The organism is Nocardioides sp. (assembly GCF_964229035.1).
Taxonomy (GTDB): Bacteria; Actinomycetota; Actinomycetes; order Propionibacteriales; family Nocardioidaceae; genus Nocardioides.
Genome location: NZ_CAXRAZ010000025.1, coordinates 94369 through 115438 on the forward strand (window position 1 = coordinate 94369; position 21070 = coordinate 115438).

Annotated in this window: 18 protein-coding genes; 16 read left to right on the forward strand and 2 right to left on the reverse strand. The window is 74.7% G+C overall.

Annotated features, from left to right (window positions below):
* Positions 1-65 precede the first annotated feature (65 nt).
* Entirely contained in the window at positions 66-3905 is a 3840-nt protein-coding gene (locus ACERUN_RS08120) for a putative inorganic carbon transporter subunit DabA (protein WP_370289369.1), read from the forward strand.
* Positions 3906-4038: 133 nt separating this feature from the next.
* Positions 4039-5445, forward strand: coding sequence for a methyl-accepting chemotaxis protein (locus ACERUN_RS08125; protein WP_370289370.1), 1407 nt, complete (start codon positions 4039-4041; stop codon positions 5443-5445).
* A 236-nt stretch (positions 5446-5681) separates the two neighbouring features.
* Here the strand turns inward: ACERUN_RS08125 and ACERUN_RS08130 are convergent, their stop codons facing one another.
* A complete protein-coding gene (locus tag ACERUN_RS08130; protein WP_370289372.1) occupies positions 5682-6953 on the reverse strand; it encodes a DUF222 domain-containing protein in 1272 nt (423 codons plus the stop codon).
* A 365-nt stretch (positions 6954-7318) separates the two neighbouring features.
* Between ACERUN_RS08130 and ACERUN_RS08135 the strand changes: the two genes are divergently transcribed.
* On the forward strand, positions 7319-8509 hold the full coding sequence (locus tag ACERUN_RS08135) for a DUF2306 domain-containing protein (protein WP_370289374.1): 1191 nt from the start codon (positions 7319-7321) through the stop codon (positions 8507-8509).
* On the opposite strand, the gene ACERUN_RS08140 is transcribed toward ACERUN_RS08135, so the two are convergent.
* The gene (locus ACERUN_RS08140; protein ID WP_370289375.1) at positions 8490-9116 is read right to left on the reverse strand and encodes a suppressor of fused domain protein; all 627 of its coding nucleotides are present in this window, start codon (positions 9114-9116) and stop codon (positions 8490-8492) included. The two genes, ACERUN_RS08135 and ACERUN_RS08140, sit on opposite strands and share 20 nt — an antisense overlap.
* An 80-nt stretch (positions 9117-9196) precedes the next feature.
* Here ACERUN_RS08140 and ACERUN_RS08145 point away from each other — a divergent pair, with 80 nt between their 5' ends.
* Genes ACERUN_RS08145 through ACERUN_RS08205 form a run of 13 tightly spaced genes read left to right on the forward strand, consistent with a single transcriptional unit; the run spans position 9197 to position 20556 of the window.
* Positions 9197-9784, forward strand: a complete 588-nt coding sequence (locus ACERUN_RS08145; protein ID WP_370289376.1) for a TetR/AcrR family transcriptional regulator — start codon at positions 9197-9199, stop codon at positions 9782-9784.
* Positions 9781-10998 (forward strand): cytochrome P450, encoded by a 1218-nt coding sequence (locus tag ACERUN_RS08150; protein WP_370289379.1) that lies wholly within the window; start codon positions 9781-9783, stop codon positions 10996-10998. Before ACERUN_RS08145 ends, ACERUN_RS08150 begins: the two co-directional genes overlap by 4 nt.
* 7 nt (positions 10999-11005) lie before the next feature.
* Positions 11006-11788 carry an SDR family oxidoreductase gene (locus ACERUN_RS08155; RefSeq protein WP_370289380.1) on the forward strand — a complete coding sequence of 261 codons (783 nt, stop codon included), beginning with the start codon at positions 11006-11008 and terminating at the stop codon, positions 11786-11788.
* The gene (locus ACERUN_RS08160) at positions 11785-13146 is read left to right on the forward strand and encodes a cytochrome P450 (RefSeq protein WP_370289384.1); all 1362 of its coding nucleotides are present in this window, start codon (positions 11785-11787) and stop codon (positions 13144-13146) included. The genes ACERUN_RS08155 and ACERUN_RS08160 overlap by 4 nt, the downstream gene beginning before the upstream one ends.
* Positions 13143-13364, forward strand: a complete 222-nt coding sequence (locus ACERUN_RS08165; protein ID WP_370289385.1) for a ferredoxin — start codon at positions 13143-13145, stop codon at positions 13362-13364. The genes ACERUN_RS08160 and ACERUN_RS08165 overlap by 4 nt, the downstream gene beginning before the upstream one ends.
* Positions 13357-14025 (forward strand): hypothetical protein, encoded by a 669-nt coding sequence (locus ACERUN_RS08170; RefSeq protein WP_370289386.1) that lies wholly within the window; start codon positions 13357-13359, stop codon positions 14023-14025. Before ACERUN_RS08165 ends, ACERUN_RS08170 begins: the two co-directional genes overlap by 8 nt.
* Positions 14022-15479, forward strand: a complete 1458-nt coding sequence (locus ACERUN_RS08175) for an aldehyde dehydrogenase (protein ID WP_370289387.1) — start codon at positions 14022-14024, stop codon at positions 15477-15479. The genes ACERUN_RS08170 and ACERUN_RS08175 overlap by 4 nt, the downstream gene beginning before the upstream one ends.
* Positions 15480-15522: 43 nt before the next feature.
* Positions 15523-16263 (forward strand): SDR family oxidoreductase, encoded by a 741-nt coding sequence (locus ACERUN_RS08180; RefSeq protein WP_370289388.1) that lies wholly within the window; start codon positions 15523-15525, stop codon positions 16261-16263.
* Between the two features lie 10 nt (positions 16264-16273).
* Positions 16274-17101: an NAD(P)-dependent oxidoreductase gene (locus tag ACERUN_RS08185; RefSeq protein WP_370289389.1), complete on the forward strand. Its 828-nt coding sequence runs from the start codon at positions 16274-16276 to the stop codon at positions 17099-17101.
* A complete protein-coding gene (locus ACERUN_RS08190; protein WP_370289390.1) occupies positions 17098-17529 on the forward strand; it encodes a carboxymuconolactone decarboxylase family protein in 432 nt (143 codons plus the stop codon). The genes ACERUN_RS08185 and ACERUN_RS08190 overlap by 4 nt, the downstream gene beginning before the upstream one ends.
* Positions 17526-18395, forward strand: a complete 870-nt coding sequence (locus tag ACERUN_RS08195) for an alpha/beta fold hydrolase (RefSeq protein WP_370289391.1) — start codon at positions 17526-17528, stop codon at positions 18393-18395. Before ACERUN_RS08190 ends, ACERUN_RS08195 begins: the two co-directional genes overlap by 4 nt.
* Entirely contained in the window at positions 18392-19507 is a 1116-nt protein-coding gene (locus tag ACERUN_RS08200; RefSeq protein ID WP_370289392.1) for a TIGR03857 family LLM class F420-dependent oxidoreductase, read from the forward strand. Before ACERUN_RS08195 ends, ACERUN_RS08200 begins: the two co-directional genes overlap by 4 nt.
* Positions 19504-20556 carry a phosphotransferase family protein gene (locus tag ACERUN_RS08205; protein ID WP_370289393.1) on the forward strand — a complete coding sequence of 351 codons (1053 nt, stop codon included), beginning with the start codon at positions 19504-19506 and terminating at the stop codon, positions 20554-20556. The genes ACERUN_RS08200 and ACERUN_RS08205 overlap by 4 nt, the downstream gene beginning before the upstream one ends.
* The last annotated feature ends 514 nt before the right edge of the window (positions 20557-21070 follow it).

Consider the following 21070-nt stretch of genomic DNA (forward strand, 5'->3'; position numbering starts at 1 on the left):
TCTATTACCTACGTCTCATTCCTGATCATAGACACCGGAATCACGGTTCCGGTATTAATGGTCGCATGAACTCGCTACGTCGGACCGCGGTCCTCCTCTCCGCTCTCGCAGCGGCCGGGCTCGTCGGGCTCCTCGCGCTGGTCGTGCGCGGAGTCGCCACGGACTCCTGGCCGTCGTCGTCCACGACCCTGGCCGTCGGCCTGGTCGTCCACGTCCTGTGCCTCGGCGCGGTGGTGGTGCGCTTCTCCGCCACCAACCTGCGCGGTCGCGACGGCCTCGGCCGCTACACGGCGCTGCTGGGCACCGTGCTCGGCGCGCTGGTGCTGATGGTCGCCACCAGCGAGCTCGCCCTCTTCGCCCTCGGGTGGACCGTCAGCGGCCTCGCCGTCGCCGGCCTCGTCCACGGCGGTGGGACGACGGGCGCCCCCCGCGCGGCCCGACGCACCCTCGCCCGCCTCGTGCCGGGCGACCTCGCCCTGTGGGCGCTGGTCGCCGCCGACGCCGGCGTGCTGCCGGACCTCGGGCTGGGCGACGACCTCGCCACGGCCCTCGGCGTGGCCGCCCTGGTGGTCGCCGTCGTCAGCCGCGGCGCGCTCGTGCCGCTGGGCGACTGGCTCGCCGAGACCGCGGAGGCCCCGAGCCCGGTGTCGGCGCTGCTGCACGCGGGCGTCGTCAACGGCGGGGTCCTGCTGCTCCTGCTGCACGGCTCCGACCTGCCCACCGGCACCGCCACCGCCGCCGCGCTCGCCGCCGCCGCGGCGCTGACCATGGTCGTGGGCGTCCTCGGCCAGCAGGGCCGCACCGACGTCAAGGGCCGCCTGGCCGCCTCCACGAGCACCCAGATGGCGCTCGCCACGGCCTTCGTCGCCGTTGGCCTGCCGGGCGCCGCGCTCCTGCACGTGATCGCGCACGCCTGGTGGAAGGCGTGGTCCTTCCTCAACGCTGGCGGTGCGGTCGACCGGGCACGCGAGGCCCACCAGACCCGCAGCAGCGCGCTCGCCCTCGGCGTCCGCCTCGGCGCAGCCGCGATCGCGGGCGGTGCGGCGTTCGTCGTCCTCGCGCACCACCTGCCGGCGCCCGTCGCCGCCGTTCCCGCCCTGCTCGTGGCACTGGTGGCCGGTGCCACCGCAGCGGCCTTCGCCGCCGCGCCGTCCGTCTCTCACGCGCTCGCCGGTCTGGGCGCGGTGGCCGCGCTCGCCGGACTGGTGACGATCGGCGAGCGCCTCGAGCTGCCCGAGGGCGGCGCGCACCCGGCATCCGCCCTCGCCGCGGTGGTCACCCTCGTCGGCATGGCGCTGGCCGCCGCAGCCGCGATCCCCGGCGCACGCGAGATCGCCCCGCTGGCCCTGCTCCGCGCCCGCCTCGCCCTTCCGCCGTGGGCGGTGCGCCGCCGCCGGACGACGCTGGCCGACCACCTCGCGCCCGCGATCCGCGCCGAGCACCAGCACGTCGACGGCGGTGCCGAGCGCATCCGCATGGCGGTGAAGATCGCCTCCTCGCCCATCGCGCCGGCCTGGCCGCTGCGCTCGGCGATCGCCGTGTCGCCGTTCGACGGCCTCGAGCACCTCGACGCCGACACGGCCGCCGAGATGCTCGACCGACTGCACGGTCGCGACCCGCGCGAGCGCCTGCACCGCCTGCTCTCCCTCTACTCGAGCGGCTCCATCGCCGAGGCGCACCTGCGCCGCGCGCTGCGCGACCTCGAGTCGGACGAGCGCCTCCCCGAGGCCTGGCGCGGCCTGCCCGCCTCCGACCTCGTCGCCTACACGCGGGCCACCCTCGCCGAGGCCCCCGCGCCCGCCGAGGACGCCGCCCCCGACGCCGTGGGCAGCCTCGGCACGCTCGGCGCGGCCGCGCGCACCCTCGCCGGGGCGCAGGACGTCGCCTCCCGTCGCCGTCCCGGTGCTCCCGGGTCGCTCACCGAGCAGGCCGCCGCCCAGGCCGCCGCCTGGTGCGCGCAGGCCTGGCAGCGCACGGCCGGCGACGCTGACCCCTGGCGCGTGTGGCTGCGCGCCGCCCGCCTGCCCGGGGCCGACCTCGCGCTCGGCACCCCCGGCGTGCGCGCCGCGGCGCGCATGCTCCCCGAGGACCCGGTGCTCGCCCTCGCCCTGCTCCATGACGAGGCACGCCGCCGGGCCACCCGGGCCGGCCTCGACCCGCTCGACCTGTTCGCCTACCTCGCCGGCCTGCTCGCCACAGCGCCCGGCTGGGCCGCGCACGCGCGCTGGCGCGTCGACCACGGCCAGCCCGACTCGCTCATCGCGCTCTGCGCCGTGCGCGCGGTGCACGACCTGCTCGTCGCCGACCTCGGCGAGGGCCGTGGCGAGGCGGTGTCGCCCGGCGTCGTGGCAGCCATCGGCGCCGGCGACCCCGGAACCGTGGAGGTGCGGCGCCTGCTCGGCTTGTGGCAGCGCGCCCTCGACCTCGCCGTCGGTGAGCGTCTGCTCGGTGCCGGCACGCGGCCCGCACCCGTGCTGGAGGACCGCGCGGTCGTCGTCCAGAGCCTGGGGTGCCTCGACGCCCGCTCCGCGCCGATCCGTCGCCACCTGGAGGCGCTCGGGGGTCCGCGACGCCACCGCACCCACGGCGTCGCCGGGTTCTTCGGGGTCGCGGTCGAGACGGTCGACCCCGACGGCACCCGGGTGCGCCGCGCCCCCTTCCTGCTGGCCCCCGACCACCGGCTCCGGGCGTCCGCGCCGCGGCCGTCCGCCGCGTCCCTGCTCACCTCCGCGGCCCGCGACCCGCGCGCGGTGCTGGGCTGGGCCGAGGTGGGTGGCCTGCTCGCCCTCGGCGAGGTGGCGGCCGACGCCGCCCGCCGCGGGCTCGCCCTGGTGCCCCGGCGTCGGGCGCCCGAGCTGCCCGCCGACGGCGCGGTGGACCTCGACGTCGCCGCACGCGCCGAGCGGGTGGCCGGGCTGCTGCGCGCGGCCGGGATCGCCGACTCCGCCGAGGGGGTGGGCGAGGTGCTGCTGATCGTGGGCCACGGCGCGCGCACCGCGAACAACGCCTACGCCTCCGCCTACGACTGCGGCGCGTGCGGGGCCAACCCGGGGGCCGTCAACGCCGCCCTGCTGGCCGCCTGGTTCAACGACCCGGAGGTGCGCACCCTGCTGCGCCGCGACCACGGGATCACCCTGCCGCTGCGGGCCACCGCCCTGGCGGCCTGGCACGACACCACCGCCGACGTCGTCACGCTCGACACCGACCACCCCGACCTGCAGGGACTGGTGGAGGACCTGGCCCGGGCGACCCGGCGCGCCCGCCACGAGCGGGAGGCCGAGCTGCCGGGCGGACTGGCGGCGGGGCTGCGGGGCATCGACCGCGCCGAGGCCGTGCCGGAGTGGGGCCTGGCCGGAGCCCACGGGCTGCTGCTCGGGCGCGGCCGGGTGACCGATCCCGGCACCCGCTGGTTCCAGCTCGACTACGACGCCGCCCAGGACGTCGACGGCTCCCGGTTGCGGGCCGCGCTCGCGGGCCCCGGCCTCGTGGCCGCCGGGATCATGTCCTGCTACGGCGCCTCGGTGCGGTGGCCGCAGGTGCACGGCGCGGGCGACAAGACCCTGCACAACGTCCTCGGCGACGTCGGGGTGCAGCGGGGTCGCGACGGCGACCTCGCCCTGGGCCTGCCGTGGCAGGCCGTGGCCGGCTCCGCGCCGGCCCGGGGGCGGGTCTGGTCGGCCGACACCCTGCGGCACCTGCCGGCCCGCCCGCTCATCGCCGTCGAGGGGGAGCGGGACGCGGTGCTGGCCGCGGTCGAGGACGTGGCCGCCCTCCACGCCCTGGTGCGCGGCGGGTGGGTGCGGCTCTGCGTGGTGACCGAGGGGCGGGCCACGGAGTTGGTGCCGCGGCTGCAGGCCTGGCGGGAGGTGGGCAGCGACCGCGTGGTGGACGTGGTCGGGCGCTGATCGCGTGCACCCCCATCGCCGGAAGGAAGATTCACTAATCTCAGGTGGTCGATCTTCTCAGGGTGGTGGGTGGTGCGCCGATACCAGCAGTGTCGATCCGGCTTCGGGTCGCATCCGGACCACGGAGGCCCCCATGACGTTGATCGACGCCCGCGCCCAGTTCGATGCCGTCCGCGACCCGGTGCCCGCACCGGTCGACCCGCAGGTGGAGGTCCTGCGACGGGCGGAGGCACTGAGCGCGGAGGCGGTGGCCGACGTCGCCGCCGTCACCCGGGTGCTGCGCGCGTTGGAGCGCGCGCGCAGCACCCGGGAGGCCGCCCAGATCGCGGTGGACGCGGTGCGGTCGGCGTTCGGCTGGGCCTACGCCTCCTACTGGGAGGTGCAGGAGGACCGTGCGCTGCACTTCGTGCTGGAGTCCGGCGACGTGAGCGCGGAGTTCCGTCGTGTCACGCTCGCCGCGTCGTTCCGGGAGGGGGTCGGCCTCTCGGGGCGGGCCTGGCGCAGTCGGGACCTGTTCTTCACCCCCGACATCGGCGAGATGACCGACTGCGTGCGGGCCCCGGTGGCCCAGCAGGTCGGTGTCCGCTCCGGGGTCTGCTTCCCGATCCTGGTGCGCGGCGAGGTGGTCGGCACCATGGACTTCTTCGCCACCGAGACCCTGCGGCCCTCGCCGCAGCGGTTGGAGGTGCTGCGCAGCGTCGGTCGGCTCGTCTCGGGCACGCTGGACCGGATCGCCCGTGAGGACGCCCTGCGCAGCACCGTGCACTCGTTGAGCGCGGCCGCCGCCGAGCTCACGCGGCTGAGCGAGGAGAGCGGGATCAACGCCGAGCGCAGCTCGGCGGGCGCCCGCGGTGCGCTGGCGTCGCAGGGCCGGGTCTCGGCCGAGCTCCAGAGCGTCTCGGTCGCGCTCGGATCGATGACCGAGGGCATCGGCGGGATCGCCCACGACGTCACCGCCGCCGCCGAGGTCGCCGGCACGGCCGTGGGCGAGGCGGCGCGGGCCCGGGCCACCGTGAGCGACCTCGGCGACTCCAGCAGGGCCATCTCCCAGGTGGTCGAGACGATCAACCGGATCGCCCGCCAGACCGACCTGCTGGCCCTCAACGCCACCATCGAGGCCGCCCGCGCGGGGGACGCCGGCCGCGGCTTCGCCATCGTCGCCGGAGAGATCAAGGAGCTGGCCCGCGAGACCGCCCGCGCCACCGTCGACGTCGCGGCCCGGATCGCCTCGGTGCAGCAGGTCACCGTGCAGGCGGTGGAGATGATCACCGGCATCCAGGGCGTGATCGACCGCATCAGCGCCGACCAGACCGCCATCGCCGCCTCGGTCGGCACCCAGGCCGAGGCCGCCGCCGACCTGTCCGCCGACCTCGCGCGGACCGCTGCCGAGGCCGACGGCGTCACCCGCGACGTCGCCGATCTCGCCGAGGTGGCCGACGACGCCCGGCTCGGCAGCGACCACACCCGGCGCGCGGCGCTCGGTCTGGAGGAGCAGGCACGGGCGCTCTCGCTGCTGCTCGACGGGGAGACCGCCGGCTGAGGCCGGGTCGAGGCGATCATGGATGCGGCGACTCGTGCCGCCCCGGGGACCTGGCCCTCCGGCGGCACCCCCGCCACGACCGCGACTGGCTCAACCAGCCACCGACGCGGCCCTGGGCGACCCCGTCGCCGGCAACCCCTGGTACAAGGACGTCCCCACCCAGGCAGCACGACGGGGCGGCACCCGGGGTGGGTGTCGCCTGTCGGTGCTGCTGGGCCGTTGTGTCGCTGCTCGGGTCAGTCGAGCGGGGTGGTGCCGGTGGGTCCGCGGAGGTAGCGGTGGCTGGAGGGCAGGGTCCACAGGTACGACCTGCCCTCAGGGGTGGTGATCGGTTCGTAGGTCCAGCCGGCGTGGGTCTTGAGCCGGTGGTGGCGTCTGCAGAGCGCGGTCAGGTTCGCGGTCGACGTCGGTCCGCCCCTCGCGGGGTGGGCGTGGTCGAAGGGTTCGATGTGGTCGAGGTCCGCCCCGCGCGCCGAGTGCGTGCAGTACGGGGCGACGCAGGTCCCGTCCCGCAGGACCACGGCCTCACGGATCATCGGGGTGGCTTCGTAGGCGTCGGTGTGACGGACGGTGCCGGTGTCGAGGACGGGTCGGACGGTCACTTTGGTGCCGGCCACGCTGCACCAGGTGCGGATCTGGTCGAGGGTGACGGGGATGCGGGTGTTCTCCAGGCGTCCGATGCCGACACCGGCCTCGAGGGCTGCTTGGGAGAGGTGGACGTAGAGGGTCAGGTTCCTGCGGTTCTTGGCTTCTTCGCTCGGGGCGCCGAAGTCGAGGGCGAGCTGTTTGCGGCCGAGCTCTCCGAGGGCCATGGAGCGGCGGACGTCGAGTGAGTCCTCGCTACCGGCGGCCTTGAGGTCGGCGGCGACCTGCCCCAGTGCCTTGTCGAGGTCGAGGGCGTCGGCGGCATCCAGGGTCGCGTACACCTCGACCATGCCGTCCGCCCCGGCGGTGCTGGTGCCGATCAGGACCCGGCGCCCGTCCGCAGCAGCACGAGCCTGCTCGGCGGCGAGTTCGGGGTCGTGGGCCGCGTTCGCGGCCGCGACGGTGCGGTCGAGCTGGGCGAACGAGCAGGAGTGGGCGTAGGCGGCCAGGCGGGCGTCGACGTACTCCGCCACGGCGGCGTTGCGGCAGTAGGTGCGGTCCGCGATGAGCCGGGCCCGCCACACCGACACCTCCCCGGCGAGGACGCGGACCCACAGGCGGGGGAGGCGGGTGGCGCACTCCTTCGCCGCTGAGAGGTAGGCGAGTCCGGAGGCGTAGGTCCTACCGGTGGCGCAGGCGAACTCCGCGACCGCGGACTCGTCGATCCCCGCGACCTCCTCGATCGTCTCGGGCTCCTCATCGGCCCGGGTCCACACCACGATCGGGTGGGCGACGGCGTAGGTCGCGGCGCCGATGAAGAACCGCCGTTCGGCCGCCTCGGCGTCCCCGGCCAGTTCCGTGAGCCCGGTCAGGGTGCGCGCGTCGGCGTCGGGAGGCGCGGTGTCGTGGAGTGCGGCGGGCATGCTCCGATTATACTCGAACACGTGTTCGAACAACAGTGCGAATCCACAGGTCAGGGGGATGTTTCGGCTCGGGTTCACGCCTCGCCGCCGGCGGTGGTGACTGTTTCTCCGTCGTCACCAGCGGAATGTGCAGGCAGCGCCGCCGACCCTACGGTCCGCGTCTGCACATTCCGCAGGTGACGACGTCCGGCGCGCACCCGACCGGCGGCAGCGGGCATCCACGGCCTCTCGTCGTCAGCGCAGTTCGTCACGGCCAGCAACCACCAGGCAGACGGCGCCGGCCGGCAGTGGTCTCTCGGGTGCGGGCGCCTCGTGACGCTCGCTGGGGCCTCGACGTGACGGCGATCACGTCCTAGGTTGCGGGCATGTCGCTCGAGACGCCGGCCGCCGCGCCGGTCGAACCCGGCCCGCGTCCCGCCCCCGCCTCCCGCGGCTCCGGGCGCGCGCGCACCGTCGGGTGGTGGCTCGTGGCGGGGACGGCGCTGGTGTACGCGCCGATGGCCTTCGAGTACATGTTCCGGTTCGTCGGCGACGGCCCCCGTCTGTGGCAGCGGGCCTACGAGGCGGTGGTGGGGGAGACCCAGGCCGCGGGGGTCGGTTCGGTGCACACCGAGCAGGCGGGCACCTACGCCGACCTGCGGTGGCTGCTGCTCGGCCACACCGCGGTGGGGGCGCTGGCGCTGGCGATCGCGGTCTTCCAGATCACCGCGCGCAGCCGCGCGACGCCGGGGCTGCACCGCACCCTCGGGCGGGTGCAGGTGGGCATGGTGGTGGTCTCGATGAGCGGGGCGCTGGCCTACCTCGCGGCCGCGGGCCCGAGCGACACCTTCGACGGCCCGCCGTTCTTCGCCCAGCTCGTCGTGCTCGCCGGCGGCACGCTCGCGGCGACGCTGCTGGGCTGGCTGGCGATGCGACGCCGGTGGCTGGCGTCGCACCGCACCCTGATGCTGCTGGCCTTCGCCCTGCTCTGCACCGCTCCGGCGCTGCGGGTCGAGTACCTCGTGCTCGGGCTGGCCTGGCCCGACGTCACCCAGGAGGTCGTGAACCTCGCCGGTGGCGCCGTGCTCGGCGTGCTCGCCCCGATCGCGGCGATGGTGGGCGCGGGCCCGGTGCGGGTGCCGCGCGCCAGTGCATCGGCGCCCGCGGTGCCCGAGGCGCTGCTGCGCGTCGCGGTGCCGCTGCTCGTCACCGGTCTGGCGGCCGTGGCGGTGGGCCACCTGCTCGTCGGCCTCGACGTCGACCGGGTCACCCTGACGACGCTCGTGGCCCTCGCCGTGGGCCTCACCGTCGTGGCGGTCCAGGCGCGCGCGGCGCGGCAGGGCGGCGACCCGCGGCTCGCCGCCGAGTGGGACGTGCACCTCGTGGCGGCCTGCGCCGTGCCGGCCGTCGTCGCCGTGCTCTGGCTCGCCTACGCGCCCCTGATGACCACCCACGAGGCGCTCGGGGCCGCGCTGCTCACCGGACCGGCGCTGCCGCTGGCGACCGCCGTCGTGCTGGTCGCCTGGACCCGTCGCCCCGTGCGGGCGGCGGTGGAGGTCAGCGCCGCGGGTCGGTGATCAGCAGCGGGTCGGTGGCCGCCAGGGCGGCGACGACCTGCGAGGCGTCGGGGCCCTGCTGGGCGCTGGCCAGCTCCTCGGCCGTGACCCCGACGACGGCGACGACGTCGACCCGTCCGGTCGGGGTGTCGACCACCGGCACCTGCGGGTCGGCGGCGAAGACCAGGCCCGTCAGCCGGGTGGAGGGCTCGCCGGTGATCGGGCCGCCGGGGTTCATCCGGTGGCCCGGCGCCAGCGGTCGCCCGCTGCTCGCGACGTAGGCGCTGAGCTGCTGCAGCAGGGTGAGCGCCCACGACGGCGGTGCGGTGTCGGCCGGGTCGCGCGGCACCCGCAGCGTGAGCTCCAGGCCGTGCCCCGAGGTGCCGCCACGGCGCCCGCGCAGCCGTCCCAGCAGGCCGCCCCCGGAGGGCGTGCTGCCGAACAGGTCGCTCAGGCCGAGCCCGAGCAGGAGCCAGTGCGTGTCGACGGCGTAGGCGTTGAGGCCGTAGAGACCGCCCTGCCCGGGGAGGGCGGCGGTGCCGAAGTGCTGCGGCTCCGCGCCGCCGGTGGGGGCCGCGAAGGCGGCTTCGAGGGCGGCCCAGCCGGGGGCGTCGTCGTCCGAGATCATGCCCGCCACCCTCGCCTCCCGACGCCGGTCCGAAACCTCACCCCTTGCGCCGGGATCGGAACGCGTTCTAGATTGGACACATGTCCAGTCAGGTGTCCAGGAGTGCGCGCGCCGGGCTGCGGGCGCGTCCCGCCGAGACCCTGGCCAAGCTGCTCGACGCCGGTCTGACCGAGCTCGACGCCGTCGGCCACGAGGCGCTCACGATCCGCACCGTGGCCGCCCGCGCCGGGGTCTCCCCGGCCACCGCCTACACCTACCTGGCCTCGAAGAACCACCTGTTCGCCGAGCTGTTCCTCGCCGCCCTCGGCGAGCCCGCGCCCGCCGCGACCGAGGACCGGCCGCTCGCCGACGGCGTCGTCGGCCGCGTGCAGGTCGTGACCCGCGAGATGGCGCGCCGGCTTGCTGCCGCCCCCGCCCTCGCCGCCGCCGTCACCCCGGCCCTGCTCAGCTCCGACCCCGACGTCGACCGGCTGCGGCTGCGGATCGGCGCCGAGTTCGTGCGCCGCTTCGAGGAGGCGCTGGAGACGCCCGACCCCGACGTCCTCGAGACCCTCGTGCTCGCCTTCTCCGGGGCGCTGCTCCAGGCCGGCATGGGCGTCATCACCTACCCCGAGATGGGCGAGCGGCTCGACGCCGTCGTCGCCACGATCCTGCGAGGCCACCCGTGACCACCACCGCCCAGCTCGTGCTCGACCCCTACGACTACGCCTTCCAGGAGGACCCCTACCCCACGTACGCCCGGCTGCGCGCGGAGGCGCCGCTCTACCACAACGCCGAGCAGGACTTCTGGGCGCTGACCCGCCACGCCGACGTCGCCGCGGCGTTCCGCGACGACGCCACCTACTCCAACGCGATGGGCGTCTCGATCGACCGGTCGGCCTGGGGCCCCGACGCCCACCGGGTGATGTCGTTCCTCGGCATGGACGGGCAGCGGCAGCAGCGGCTGCGCTCCCTGGTCTCGCGCGCCTTCACGCCGCGCCGGGTGCGCGAGCTGGCCCCGCGCGTGCAGCACCTCACCGAGCACTACCTCGACCTGGCGCTGCGCGACGGCGAGGAGCACGACTGGATCGGCGAGGTCGCCGGCCGACTCCCGATGGACGTGATCTCGGAGATGATGGGCGTGCCGGAGGCCGACCGCGCGGAGGTGCGCCGCCAGGCCGACCTCGTGGTGCACCGCGAGGAGGGCGTGCGCGACGTGCCGCAGGCGGCCATGGAGAGCAGCCTGTGGCTCGTGGGCTACTACGCCGACATGCTCGCCCAGCGCCGGGCGCGCCCCACCGAGGACCTCACCTCCGCGCTGATGGTGGCCGAGATCGACGGCGACCGGCTGAGCGAGGAGGAGATCATCGCCTTCCTCTTCCTCATGGTGGTGGCCGGCAACGAGACCACCACCAAGCTGCTCGGCAACGCGCTGTTCCACCTCGGCCAGCACCCCGACCAGGCCGCGACGGTGTTCGCCGATCCCGCCGACGTCTCCTGGGTGACCCCGTGGATCGAGGAGACCCTGCGCCACGACACCTCCAGCCAGATGGTGGCCCGCCACCTGCTGCGCGACGTCGAGGTGGACGGCGTCGTCGCCCCGGCCGGCAGCAAGCTGCTGGTCGTCATCGGCTCGGCCAACCGCGACGAGACGGTGTTCACCGACCCCGCCCGCTTCGACCTGCACCGCCCGCAGGCCGAGCTGTCGAAGATCGTGTCCTTCGGCGGCGGGCGCCACTTCTGCCTCGGGGCCAACCTGGCCCGGCTGGAGGCCCGGATCGTGCTGGAGGAGTACGTGCGCCGGGTGGCCTCCTTCGAGGTCGATCACGCCCGCGCCCGACGCGTGCACTCCGTCAGCGTGCGCGGGTTCGCCGGCCTGCCCGTCACCGTGCGGATGCGGTGAGGCCGCGGTGAGCAGCAGGTACCCCCGCCCCGAGCGGCGCCCGGCCGTCATCAGCGGTGCCTCCTCCGGCATCGGCGCCGCCACCGCGGTCGCCCTGGTCGCCGCGGGCCATCCGGTGGGCCTGGGCGCCCGCCGCCTGGACCGGCTCGAGGAGCTGGCCTCCACCCTCCGCGAGAGTGGCGGCGAGGTCGTCGTGGCGCCCCTCGACGTCACCGACGAGGAGTCCGTGGCCGCCTTCGCCGCGGCGATGACCGCCGGCCTCGGCGACGTCGAGACGCTGGTCAACAACGCCGGCGTCACCGGCCCCGGCACGATCCATCGGGTCGACTCCTCCCGCATCACCGACGAGCTCGACCTCAACGTCGTGGGCGCCCACCGGCTGGTGCGGGCGTTCGTGCCGGCGATGGTCGAGCGGCAGCGCGGCGACGTCGTGTTCGTGTCCTCCGACGTCGCCGTGCGGGCCCGTCCCTTCATGGCCGGCTACGCCGCCAGCAAGTGGGGTCTGGAGGGCCTGGCCCACGCGATGCAGATGGAGCTGGAGGGCACCGGCGTGCGGGCCTCGATCGTGCGACCCGGCCCCACGTGGAGCGAGATGGGCGGCGACTGGGACGTCGACCTCGCCGCCGACGTGCTCAACGGCTGGGTGCGCTTCGGGCTGGCCCGGCACTCGCACTTCCTCAAGCCGACGGCGATCGCCGAGGCGATCCGCTACCTCGTGGACCAGCCCCGCGGCGTCCACGTGAACCTCATCGAAGTCAACCCCGAAGCGCCCGTGGAGGTGCCCTCATGACCGTCACCGATCCCGTCGCGGCGATCCGCGAGGTGTCCTACGCGGTGCCCGACGACGGCCACGGCCACCTCGCCGAGATGCGCGTCGACCCCATCGGGCTGTTCACCCGGGTGCGCGAGGAGTGCGGCGACATCGGCCGGTTCCGGCTCGCCGACCGTGACGTCGTGCTGGTGAGCGGCGCGGAGGCCAACGAGCAGTTCTTCCGCGCCCCCGACTCGACCCTCGACCAGGCCGCCGCCTACCCCTTCATGACCCCCATCTTCGGCCAGGGCGTGGTCTTCGACGCCTCCCCGGAGGAACGCCAGCAGATGCTGAAGAACCAGGCGCTGCGCGGCGACATGATGCGCGGTCACGCCGCCACCATCGAGGCCGAGATCCGCCGGATGGTGGAGCCGTGGGGCGAGGAGGGCGAGATCGACCTGCTCGACTGGTTCGCCGAGCTGACGATCTACACCACCTCCTCCTGCCTGATCGGCCGCCCGTTCCGCGAGGAGCTCGACGCCCGGTTCGCCCGGGAGTACCACGACCTGGAGCGCGGCACCGACGCGCTGGCCTACGTCGACCCCTACCTCGACATCGAGTCCTTCCGGGTGCGTGACCGGGCCCGGGAGAACCTCGTGGCGCTGGTGCAGGGCATCATCGACCGCCGCCGCGAACGGGGCACGGTGCCGCGCGAGGAGCGGGACCTGCTCGATGTGCTCATCTCGATCGACATGAGCGCCGACTACATCACCGGTGTCTTCATCTCGATGATGTTCGCCGGCCACCACACCTCCTCCGGCACCGCCGCCTGGGCGCTGATCGAGCTGATGCGCCACCCGGAGGTGATGGCCGGTGTCGTCGCCGAGCTCGACGAGCTGTACGCCGACGGCCCCGACGGTCCGGCGGAGGTGTCGTTCCAGGCCCTGCGCTCGATCCCGCTGCTGGAGGCGGCGCTGAAGGAGACCCTGCGGCTGCACCCGCCGCTGATCATCCTGCTGCGGCTGGTGGCGGAGGAGATCGAGCTGGCCGGCCACACCATCCCGCCCGGGGTGATGGTGGCGGCCTCGCCGAAGGTGTCGAACCGGATCGCGGCGGACTTCCCCGATCCCGAGCGCTTCGACCCAGCCCGCTACCTCGACCCGCGCCAGGAGGACCTGCAGAACCGCTGGACCTGGATCCCGTTCGGCGCCGGCAAGCACCGGTGCGTGGGCAACGCCTTCGCGATGATGCAGCTCAAGGCGATCTTCTCGGTGATCCTGCGCGACTACGAGTTCGAGATGGCCCAGCCCAGCCAGGACTACCGCGACGACGTGTCGAAGATGGTCATCCAGCTGGCCCAGCCGTGCCGCGTGCGCTACCGCCGGCGGGTCCGATGAGCGGCCCCCGGCTGCGCGTCACCGCCGACCTCGACCTGTGCCAGGGCCACCAGCTCTGCCAGGGCGAGGCGCCCACGGTCTTCGGCTTCGACGCCGCGGCCGACGTCGTCACCGTGCTCGAGGAGCACCCCGATCCCGCGCTGCGGCCCCAGGTGACCGCCGCCGTCCGCTACTGCCCCGCGTTCGCGCTCACGCTCGAGGAGACCACCGATGACTGATCCCTCCACTCCCTCCAGCCCCACCGCCATCAGCCGCGAGGAGATCGAGGAGTTCTGGGACTCCTGGCTCGCCATCAACCGCGAGGCCGAGCGCCTCGGCGACTGGCGGGTGATGGCCGAGTGGTACGCCGAGGACGCCACCTACGGCTGGATGTACAGCCACGACGAGCACTTCATGGCCGTGGGCCGCGACCAGATCCGCGACTGGGCGATCGGGATCGAGATGGACGGCCTCGACGGCTGGCACTACGACTACCAGGCCACGGTGATCGACGAGCGCACCCGAATGATCGTGGGCTTCTGGAAGCAGAAGTCCGGCATCCTCGACGACGACGGGAAGGAGTACGAGATCCTCGGGATCGGCGGCTCCTGGTTCGGGGTCGAGCGGCAGGTCGGCGGCGCCGACGACGGGCTGCTGAAGTTCTCCTGGCAGCGCGACTGGTTCGACATGCCGTCGACCGCCCACACCTTCCTCACCCTGATCAAGGACCAGAAGGCGCCCGACACCCTGCTCAAGCGGATGTCGGTGGCCGGCCACGGCGTGCCCGGCCACTACCACCACGCCGACCTGCCCTCCACCGTGTGGCCGCCGCCGGTGGAGGCCGGGGAGTTCCTGCGGTCGGCCTCCACCCTGCCGACGAGCGGGGAGGCGGACGCGTGAGCCTGCCCCCCGCCCCGCGGCTGCTGGTCGACGGCGCCCTGGTGGCCGCCGCCGACGGCGGCACCTACCCGATCCTCAATCCGGCCACCGGCGAGGTCATCGGGCACGCCCCCGACGCCACCGCCGCCGACGTCGACGCCGCGATCGCCGCGGCCCGCCGCGCGTTCGACGAGTCCTCGTGGAGCACCGACCGCGACTTCCGGGTGCACTGCCTGCGCCAGCTGCACGCCGCCCTGATGGAGCACGCCGACGCGTTCCGTGCGCTCACCACCGCCGAGGTCGGCATGCCGTCGTTCATGATGGGTGCGGCCGGCTTCGACGTGCCTGTGGAGGGGCTGGCCTGGGTCACCGACCTGGCCGCCGGGTTCGAGTTCGAGACCGACCTCGGCGTCGCCGCGCCGATGGGCATCCCGTCGCGGCGCACCGTGCGGCGCGAGGCGATCGGCGTGGTCGCGGCGATCACGCCCTGGAACGTGCCGACCCAGATCAACCTCGCCAAGGTCGGCCCCGCGCTGGCTGCCGGGTGCACCGTGGTGCTCAAGCCCGCCCCCGACACCCCGTGGCTGGCCTGCGAGCTGGGCCGGCTCGTGGCCGAGCACACCGACATCCCCGCCGGGGTCTTCAACGTCGTCAGCCCGGCGTCCAACGAGGTGGCCGCGCAGCTGACGACCGACCCGCGGGTGGACATGGTGTCCTTCACCGGCTCCACCGCCACCGGCCGGGCCATCATGGCCGCCGCGGCGCCGACGCTGAAGAAGGTGTTCCTCGAGCTCGGCGGCAAGTCCGCCGCCATCGCCCTCGACGACGCCGACGTGGCCGCCGTCGCCGGCGCCACCGCGTTCACCGCCTGCATCCACGCCGGTCAGGGCTGTGCGATCACCACCCGGCTGGTGGTGCCGCGCGACCGCTACGACGAGGCCGTGCAGGTGGCGGCCGCGACCATGGAGTCGATCGGGGCGAAGGATCCCGCCGACCCCGGCGCGATCTGCGGCCCGGTGATCTCCGCCGTCCAGCGCGACCGGGTCGAGGGCTACCTGCGCCTCGCGGTCGAGGAGGGCGGCACCTTCGCCACCGGCGGTGCGGTGATCGACCAGCCCGGCTACTGGGTGCAGCCCACCGTCGTGGCGGGGCTCGACAACTCCTCGCGGCTGGCCCAGGAGGAGATCTTCGGCCCCGTGCTCGTCGTGATCCCGCACGACGGCGACGACGACGCGGTGCGGATCGCCAACGACTCCGCATTCGGCCTCTCCGGCTCGGTCGACTCCGGCTCGCTGGAGCGCGCGAAGGACGTCGCCCGCCGGATCCGCACCGGCACCCTCGCCGTCAACGGCGGGGTGTGGTTCAGCCCCGACGCGCCCTTCGGCGGCTACAAGCAGAGCGGCCTGGGCCGCGAGATGGGGGTGGCCGGGTTCGAGGAGTACCTCGAGACCAAGACCATCGCCGAGCCCGCCTGACCCGACCCGCCCCGAACCGAACCGAGAGAAGGATCTCCGAGAGATGAGCACGCGTTTCCAGGACAAGGTCGCCGTCGTCACCGGCGCGGCGCAGGGCATCGGCGAGGCCTACGCCCGGGCCCTGGCCGCCGAGGGCGCGGCGGTGGTCGTGGCCGACCTCAACGTCGAGGCGGGGGAGAAGGTGGCCGCCGACATCGGGGGCCTGTTCGTGCGCACCGACGTCAGCTCGGCCGAGTCGGCCGCGGCGATGGTGGAGGCCGTCACCGCGGCCCACGGCGGCATCGACCTGCTGGTCAACAACGCCGCGATCTACGGCGACATGCAGTTCGACCTGCTGATCAGCGTCGACTGGGACTACTACCGCCGGTTCATGAGCGTGAACATGGACGGCGCGCTCGTGATGACCCGCGCCTGCTACCCCTCGATGGCGGCCCGGGGCGGTGGGGCGATCGTGAACCAGAGCTCCACCGCGGCCTACCTCTACTCCGGCTTCTACGGCCTGGCCAAGGTCGGGGTGAACGGCCTGACCCAGCAGCTGGCCCACGAGCTGGGCGGCCAGCGGATCCGGGTCAACGCCATCGCGCCCGGCCCGACCGACACCGAGGCCACCCGCGTGCAGGCCGGCGACGCTGCGAAGGACATCGTGCGCCAGCAGCTGGCCATCAAGCGGATGGGCACCGTCGACGACATGGTCGGCGCCTGCTTGTTCCTGCTCTCCGAGGACGCCTCCTGGATCACCGGCCAGATCATCGCCGTCGACGGCGGGCAGACCTTCCGTGCCTGAGGGGTCGGCCGTGCGGGTCGGGTTCGTCGGGCTCGGCAACATCGGCAGGCCGATGGCGCTGCGGCTGGCGGTGTCGGCGCACGACCTGGTCGTCTTCGACGTCGCGGCGGAGCCGGTGGCCGAGCTGGTGGCCGCGGGCGCCGTGGCCGCCGATTCGGTGGCCGCGCTCGCCGCGCAGGTGGACGTGCTGTGCGTGATGGTGCGCGACGACGAGCAGGTGCGCGACGTGCTCGGCCAGGTCCTCGGCACCGCCCGCGAGGGACTCGTCGTCGTCGTCCACTCCACGGTCGCGCCCGCCACCCCGCGCCAGCTGGAGATCACCGCCGCCCAGCACGGGGTGATGCTGGTCGACGCCCCCGTGAGCGGCGGGCCGATGGGCGCCGCCGAGGGCACCCTCGCCATCCTGGTGGGCGGCACCGAGGCCGCCTTCGCCGCGGCGCGGCCCGCGCTGGAGGTGATGGGCACCAAGGTCGTGCACACCGGGCCGGTCGGCTCCGGCACCGCGTTCAAGCTGGCCCGCAACCTGATGCACTTCGTGTCCTTCACCGCCGCCACCGAGGCGCAGCGCCTGGCCGAGGCCGCCGGGCTGGACCTGCGGGCGCTGGGCGACGTCGTGCGTCACACCGACGCGATCACCGGCGGGCCGGGGGCGATCATGCACCGCGAGACCACGGCCACGCTGGGGCCCGACGACTTCTGGCGCGGGGTGTTCGGGCACGTCGCCACGCTGGGGGAGAAGGACCTGCGCTTCGCGATCGAGCTGGCCGACTCCCTCGGGGTCGAGGTGCCGATGGCGCGCGAGGCGCTGCCGCGACTGGGGAAGGGACTGGGTCTGTGAGTGACGGGAAGTTCGACCATCTGCCGGAGGCCCGCAAGCGCGGGCTGGAGAAGATGGAGCACGTCTACGGGTTCGAGATGAACGACATGGACGGCGACTTCTTCCGCTACACCGTGGAGCACCTGTTCGGCGACGTGTGGCAGCGCGAGGGGCTCAGCGACCGCGACCGCCGGCTGTTCCTCATCGGCCTGCTCGTGGGCAGCAACCAGCACGACGTGCTCGGCATCCAGATCCCGGCCGCCCACGCCGCCGGCGAGCTCGACGCCGCGCAGCTGCGCGAGCTGGTGATCCTGATGTGCCACTACGCCGGCTGGCCCCACGGCGCGCGGCTGAACTCCCTGGTGGAGCAGACGATCAGCAACGCCGAGAAGGCCGCCGCGCGGGCGGCCCGCGAGGCCGCGAGCGGAACGGGCGAGTCGGGCTCGTGACCCCGCAGGAGCGCACCCTCGACCTGCCCACCCACCGGGTCGGCCTGCTGGAGTGGGAGGGACCGACGCCGCAGGCGCCGCTCGTCGTCGCGCTGCACGGCTACCCCGACACCGCCTGGACGTGGCGCCGGGTGGCGCCGCTGCTGGTGGAGGCCGGGTACCGCGTCGTCGCGCCCTTCCAGCGCGGGTACGCCCCCAGCGCGATCCCGGCCGACGGCGACTACTCGGTGCGTGCCCTGGCCGACGACGCCGTCGCCCTGCACGCCGCGCTCGGCGGCGACGAGCGGGCGCTGCTGGTGGGCCACGACTGGGGTGCGCTGGCCGCCACGACCGTGGCCTCGCGCGCCGCGCAGCCCTACCGCGCAATCGCCGCGCTGGCGGTGCCGCCGCTGGCCCACGTGCAGCCCTCCCGCGACGTGCTCGGTGCGTGGTCGGCGGCGATGCTGCGCCAGCCGTTCCGCTCCTGGTACATCGCGGTGAACCAGGTGCCGGGGCTCACCGAGCGGGTCTTCGCGCGGATGGTGGCGCGGCTGTGGGCGTGGTGGTCGCCGGGCTACGACGCCCGTGAGGACCTCGCGCTGCTCGCGCAGGCCGTGCCCGACCGGGCGCACGAGCGCGCCGTCGTGTCCTACTACCGCGCGATCGTGCCCGGCCTGCGCGAGGCGATGGGGCCGCCGCAGCACCCGCTGCTCTACCTCCACGGCGCCCGCGACGGCTGCCTCGACCCGCGGATCGTGCCGGTGGTGACCGCCCGGATGCCGGCCGGGCGCGTGCACGCCGTGCCCGACGCCGGGCACTTCCTCGAGCTGGAGCAGCCCGACGCCGTGGCCGGGCACCTGCTGCGGTACTGGGAGGAGCTGCCATGAGCCACCCGTCCGGCCAGGAGGTCCCCGAGCTCGCCTGCTACGGCCTCGCCGGGCACGCCGACGAGCCGCGCGACCTCGTGGCGGAGGTGCAGCTCGCCGAGCGGCTCGGGCTGGGCTCGGTGCTGCTCTCGGAGCGCTTCAACGTCAAGGACGCCGGCGTGATGGCCGGCGTCGCGGCGGGGGTGTCCACCACGATCGGCATCGGGACCGCCGCCACCAACCACGTGACGCGCCACCCGCTGGTGACCGCCACGATGGCGATGAGCGCCCACCGGATCTCGCAGGGGCGTTACAGCTTCGGGCTGGGACGTGGCATCGACCTGCTCTGGGACGTCATGGGCGTGCCGCGGGTGACCAACGCCCAGCTGCGCGACGCCGTCGGGCTGTACCGACGGCTGTGGGCGGGGGAGTCGGTGGTGGGCCACGAGGGGCCGGCTGGGAGCTACCCCTACCTGAACCAGGGGGCCGGGGAGCACCGGATCCCGGTGCTGATGGTCGCGATGGGCGACCGCGCGCTCGACCTGGCCGGCGAGATCGCCGACGGCGTCGTGCTCCACACCTTCTTCGCCGACGACACCCTGGCGCGCTGCGTGGCGCGGGTGCGCGCCGCCGCCGAGCGGGCCGGGCGCGACCCGGCGTCGGTGCGGATCTGGTCGGTGCTCGCCACCGTGCCCGACGACCTGCCCGAGCAGCTGCGGCTGCGCAAGCTGGTGGGCCGGATGGCCACCTACCTCCAGGGCTACGGCGACGTGCTCGTGCGCGCCAACGGCTGGGACCCCGCCGCGCTCGCGGAGTTCCGCGCCCATCCGCTCGTGCAGGGCTACCCCGGCGCGTTCGACGCGATCGGCACGGTGGAGGAGCTGCGCCGGCTGCAGGAGGAGGCGCTGCCGGCTGCCTGGCTCGCCGCGTCGGCCACGGGCACGCCCGCCGCGTGTGCCTCCCGGATCGCCGACCAGCTCGACGCCGGCGCCGACTCCGTCGTGCTGCACGGCGCGACGCCGTCGGAGCTGGCCTCGGTGCTGGACGCCTGGCGCGAGGTGCGGGCGGGGCTGCCGGCGTCGCAGCGCGAGGGGCTCGACGCGCTTCCGGCCAACCCGGGCTGGTCCCGATGAGCGCGCCGGGCCTCGCCGACCTCACCGCCGCGGTGCTCGGGCCGCTGCTGGGCACCGAGCTCACCGACGTCGTCGCCACGCCGGTGGGCACCGGGCAGATCGGCACCGCGTACCGCCTCGCGCTCGCCGGCCCGGAGGTCGGTGACCGGATCCCCACCTCGGTGCTGGCCAAGCTGCCGGCCGCCGACGCCGGATCGCGGGCGCTGCTCGCCGGCGCCTACCGGGGCGAGATCCGGTTCTACCGCGACATCGCGCCCACGGTCGCGATCCGGGTGCCGGGGCTCGTGTACGCCTCCGAGGTGGACGACGACGGCGGGTTCCTGCTGGTCCTGGAGGACCTGGCCCCTGCCCGACAGGGCGACCAGATCGCCGGTGCGACGCCCGCCCAGGTGCGCGACGCCGTCGTGAACCTCGCCGGGCTGCACGGGCCGCGGTGGTGCGACCCGACGCTGCTGGAGATCGAGCACCTCACCCTCAACGGCCCCGACGACGCCGCCCTGCTCGCCGAGCTGTACGGCCCGGCCACCGAGCTGTTCGTCGATGGTCTGGGTGCCCTGCTGGACGACGACACGATCGCCACGCTGCGGGCCTGCCCGCCGGTCGTGGAGGCGTGGGCGCTGGGGCGCCGGGAGCGGTTCGGGCTCGTGCACGGCGACTACCGGCTCGACAACCTGCTCTTCCCGCCCGACCTGCCCGACCAGGGCTCGGCCTCGATCGCGGTGGACTGGCAGACGCTCTCGCTCGCCCTGCCCGCCCGCGACCTCGCCTACGTCGTCGCCACCTCCCTCGACGCGCCGGTGCGACGCGAGGTCGAGCGCGACCTGGTGGCCGCCTACCACCACGCGCTCGCGGGATTCGGCGTCGAGGACCACCCGCCGGAGCTGGCGTGGGAGGACTACCGGTACGCGATGCTGCAGGGGCCGCTGGTGGCCGTGTTCGGCTGCGCCTACGGCACCCGCAGCGAGCGCGGCGACGCGATGTTCGCGGCGATGGTCACCCGCGCCTGCGCCGCCGTCCGGGACTTGGGGACGCTCGACCTGATCGGATGAGGCAGCACGACAGGGCGACACCCGCGTCGGGTGTCGCCTGTCGGTGCTGCTGGGGGTCTGTCGGGTGCGGGCGCCTCGTGACGCTCGCTGGGGGCTCGCTCCTCGACGACCGTGCCGGCCCCACGTTCGTCGAGGAGGCGCAGCGAGCTGGCAGACGGCACCGGCCCGAGGCGGTCTGTCGGGTGCGGGCGCCTCGACGACCGGGGGACCGACGTTCGTCGAGGAGGCGCCCCGGCGCCGTCACGAGACGCGGCGGGCCGGCAGACGGCACCGGCCACAGGGGGGTCGGTCGGGTGCGGGCGCCTCGTGACGCTCGCCAGGGCTCGCTCCTCGACGACCGTGCCGTCCCCACGTTCGTCGAGGAGGCGCAGCGAGCCGGCAGGCGGCACTGGCCAGAGGTGGTCTGTCGGGTGCGGGCGCGTCGTGACGCTCGCTGGGGCTCGCTCCTCGACGACCGGGGGACCGACGTTCGTCGAGGAGGCGCCCCGGCGCCGTCACGAGACGCGGCGAGCCG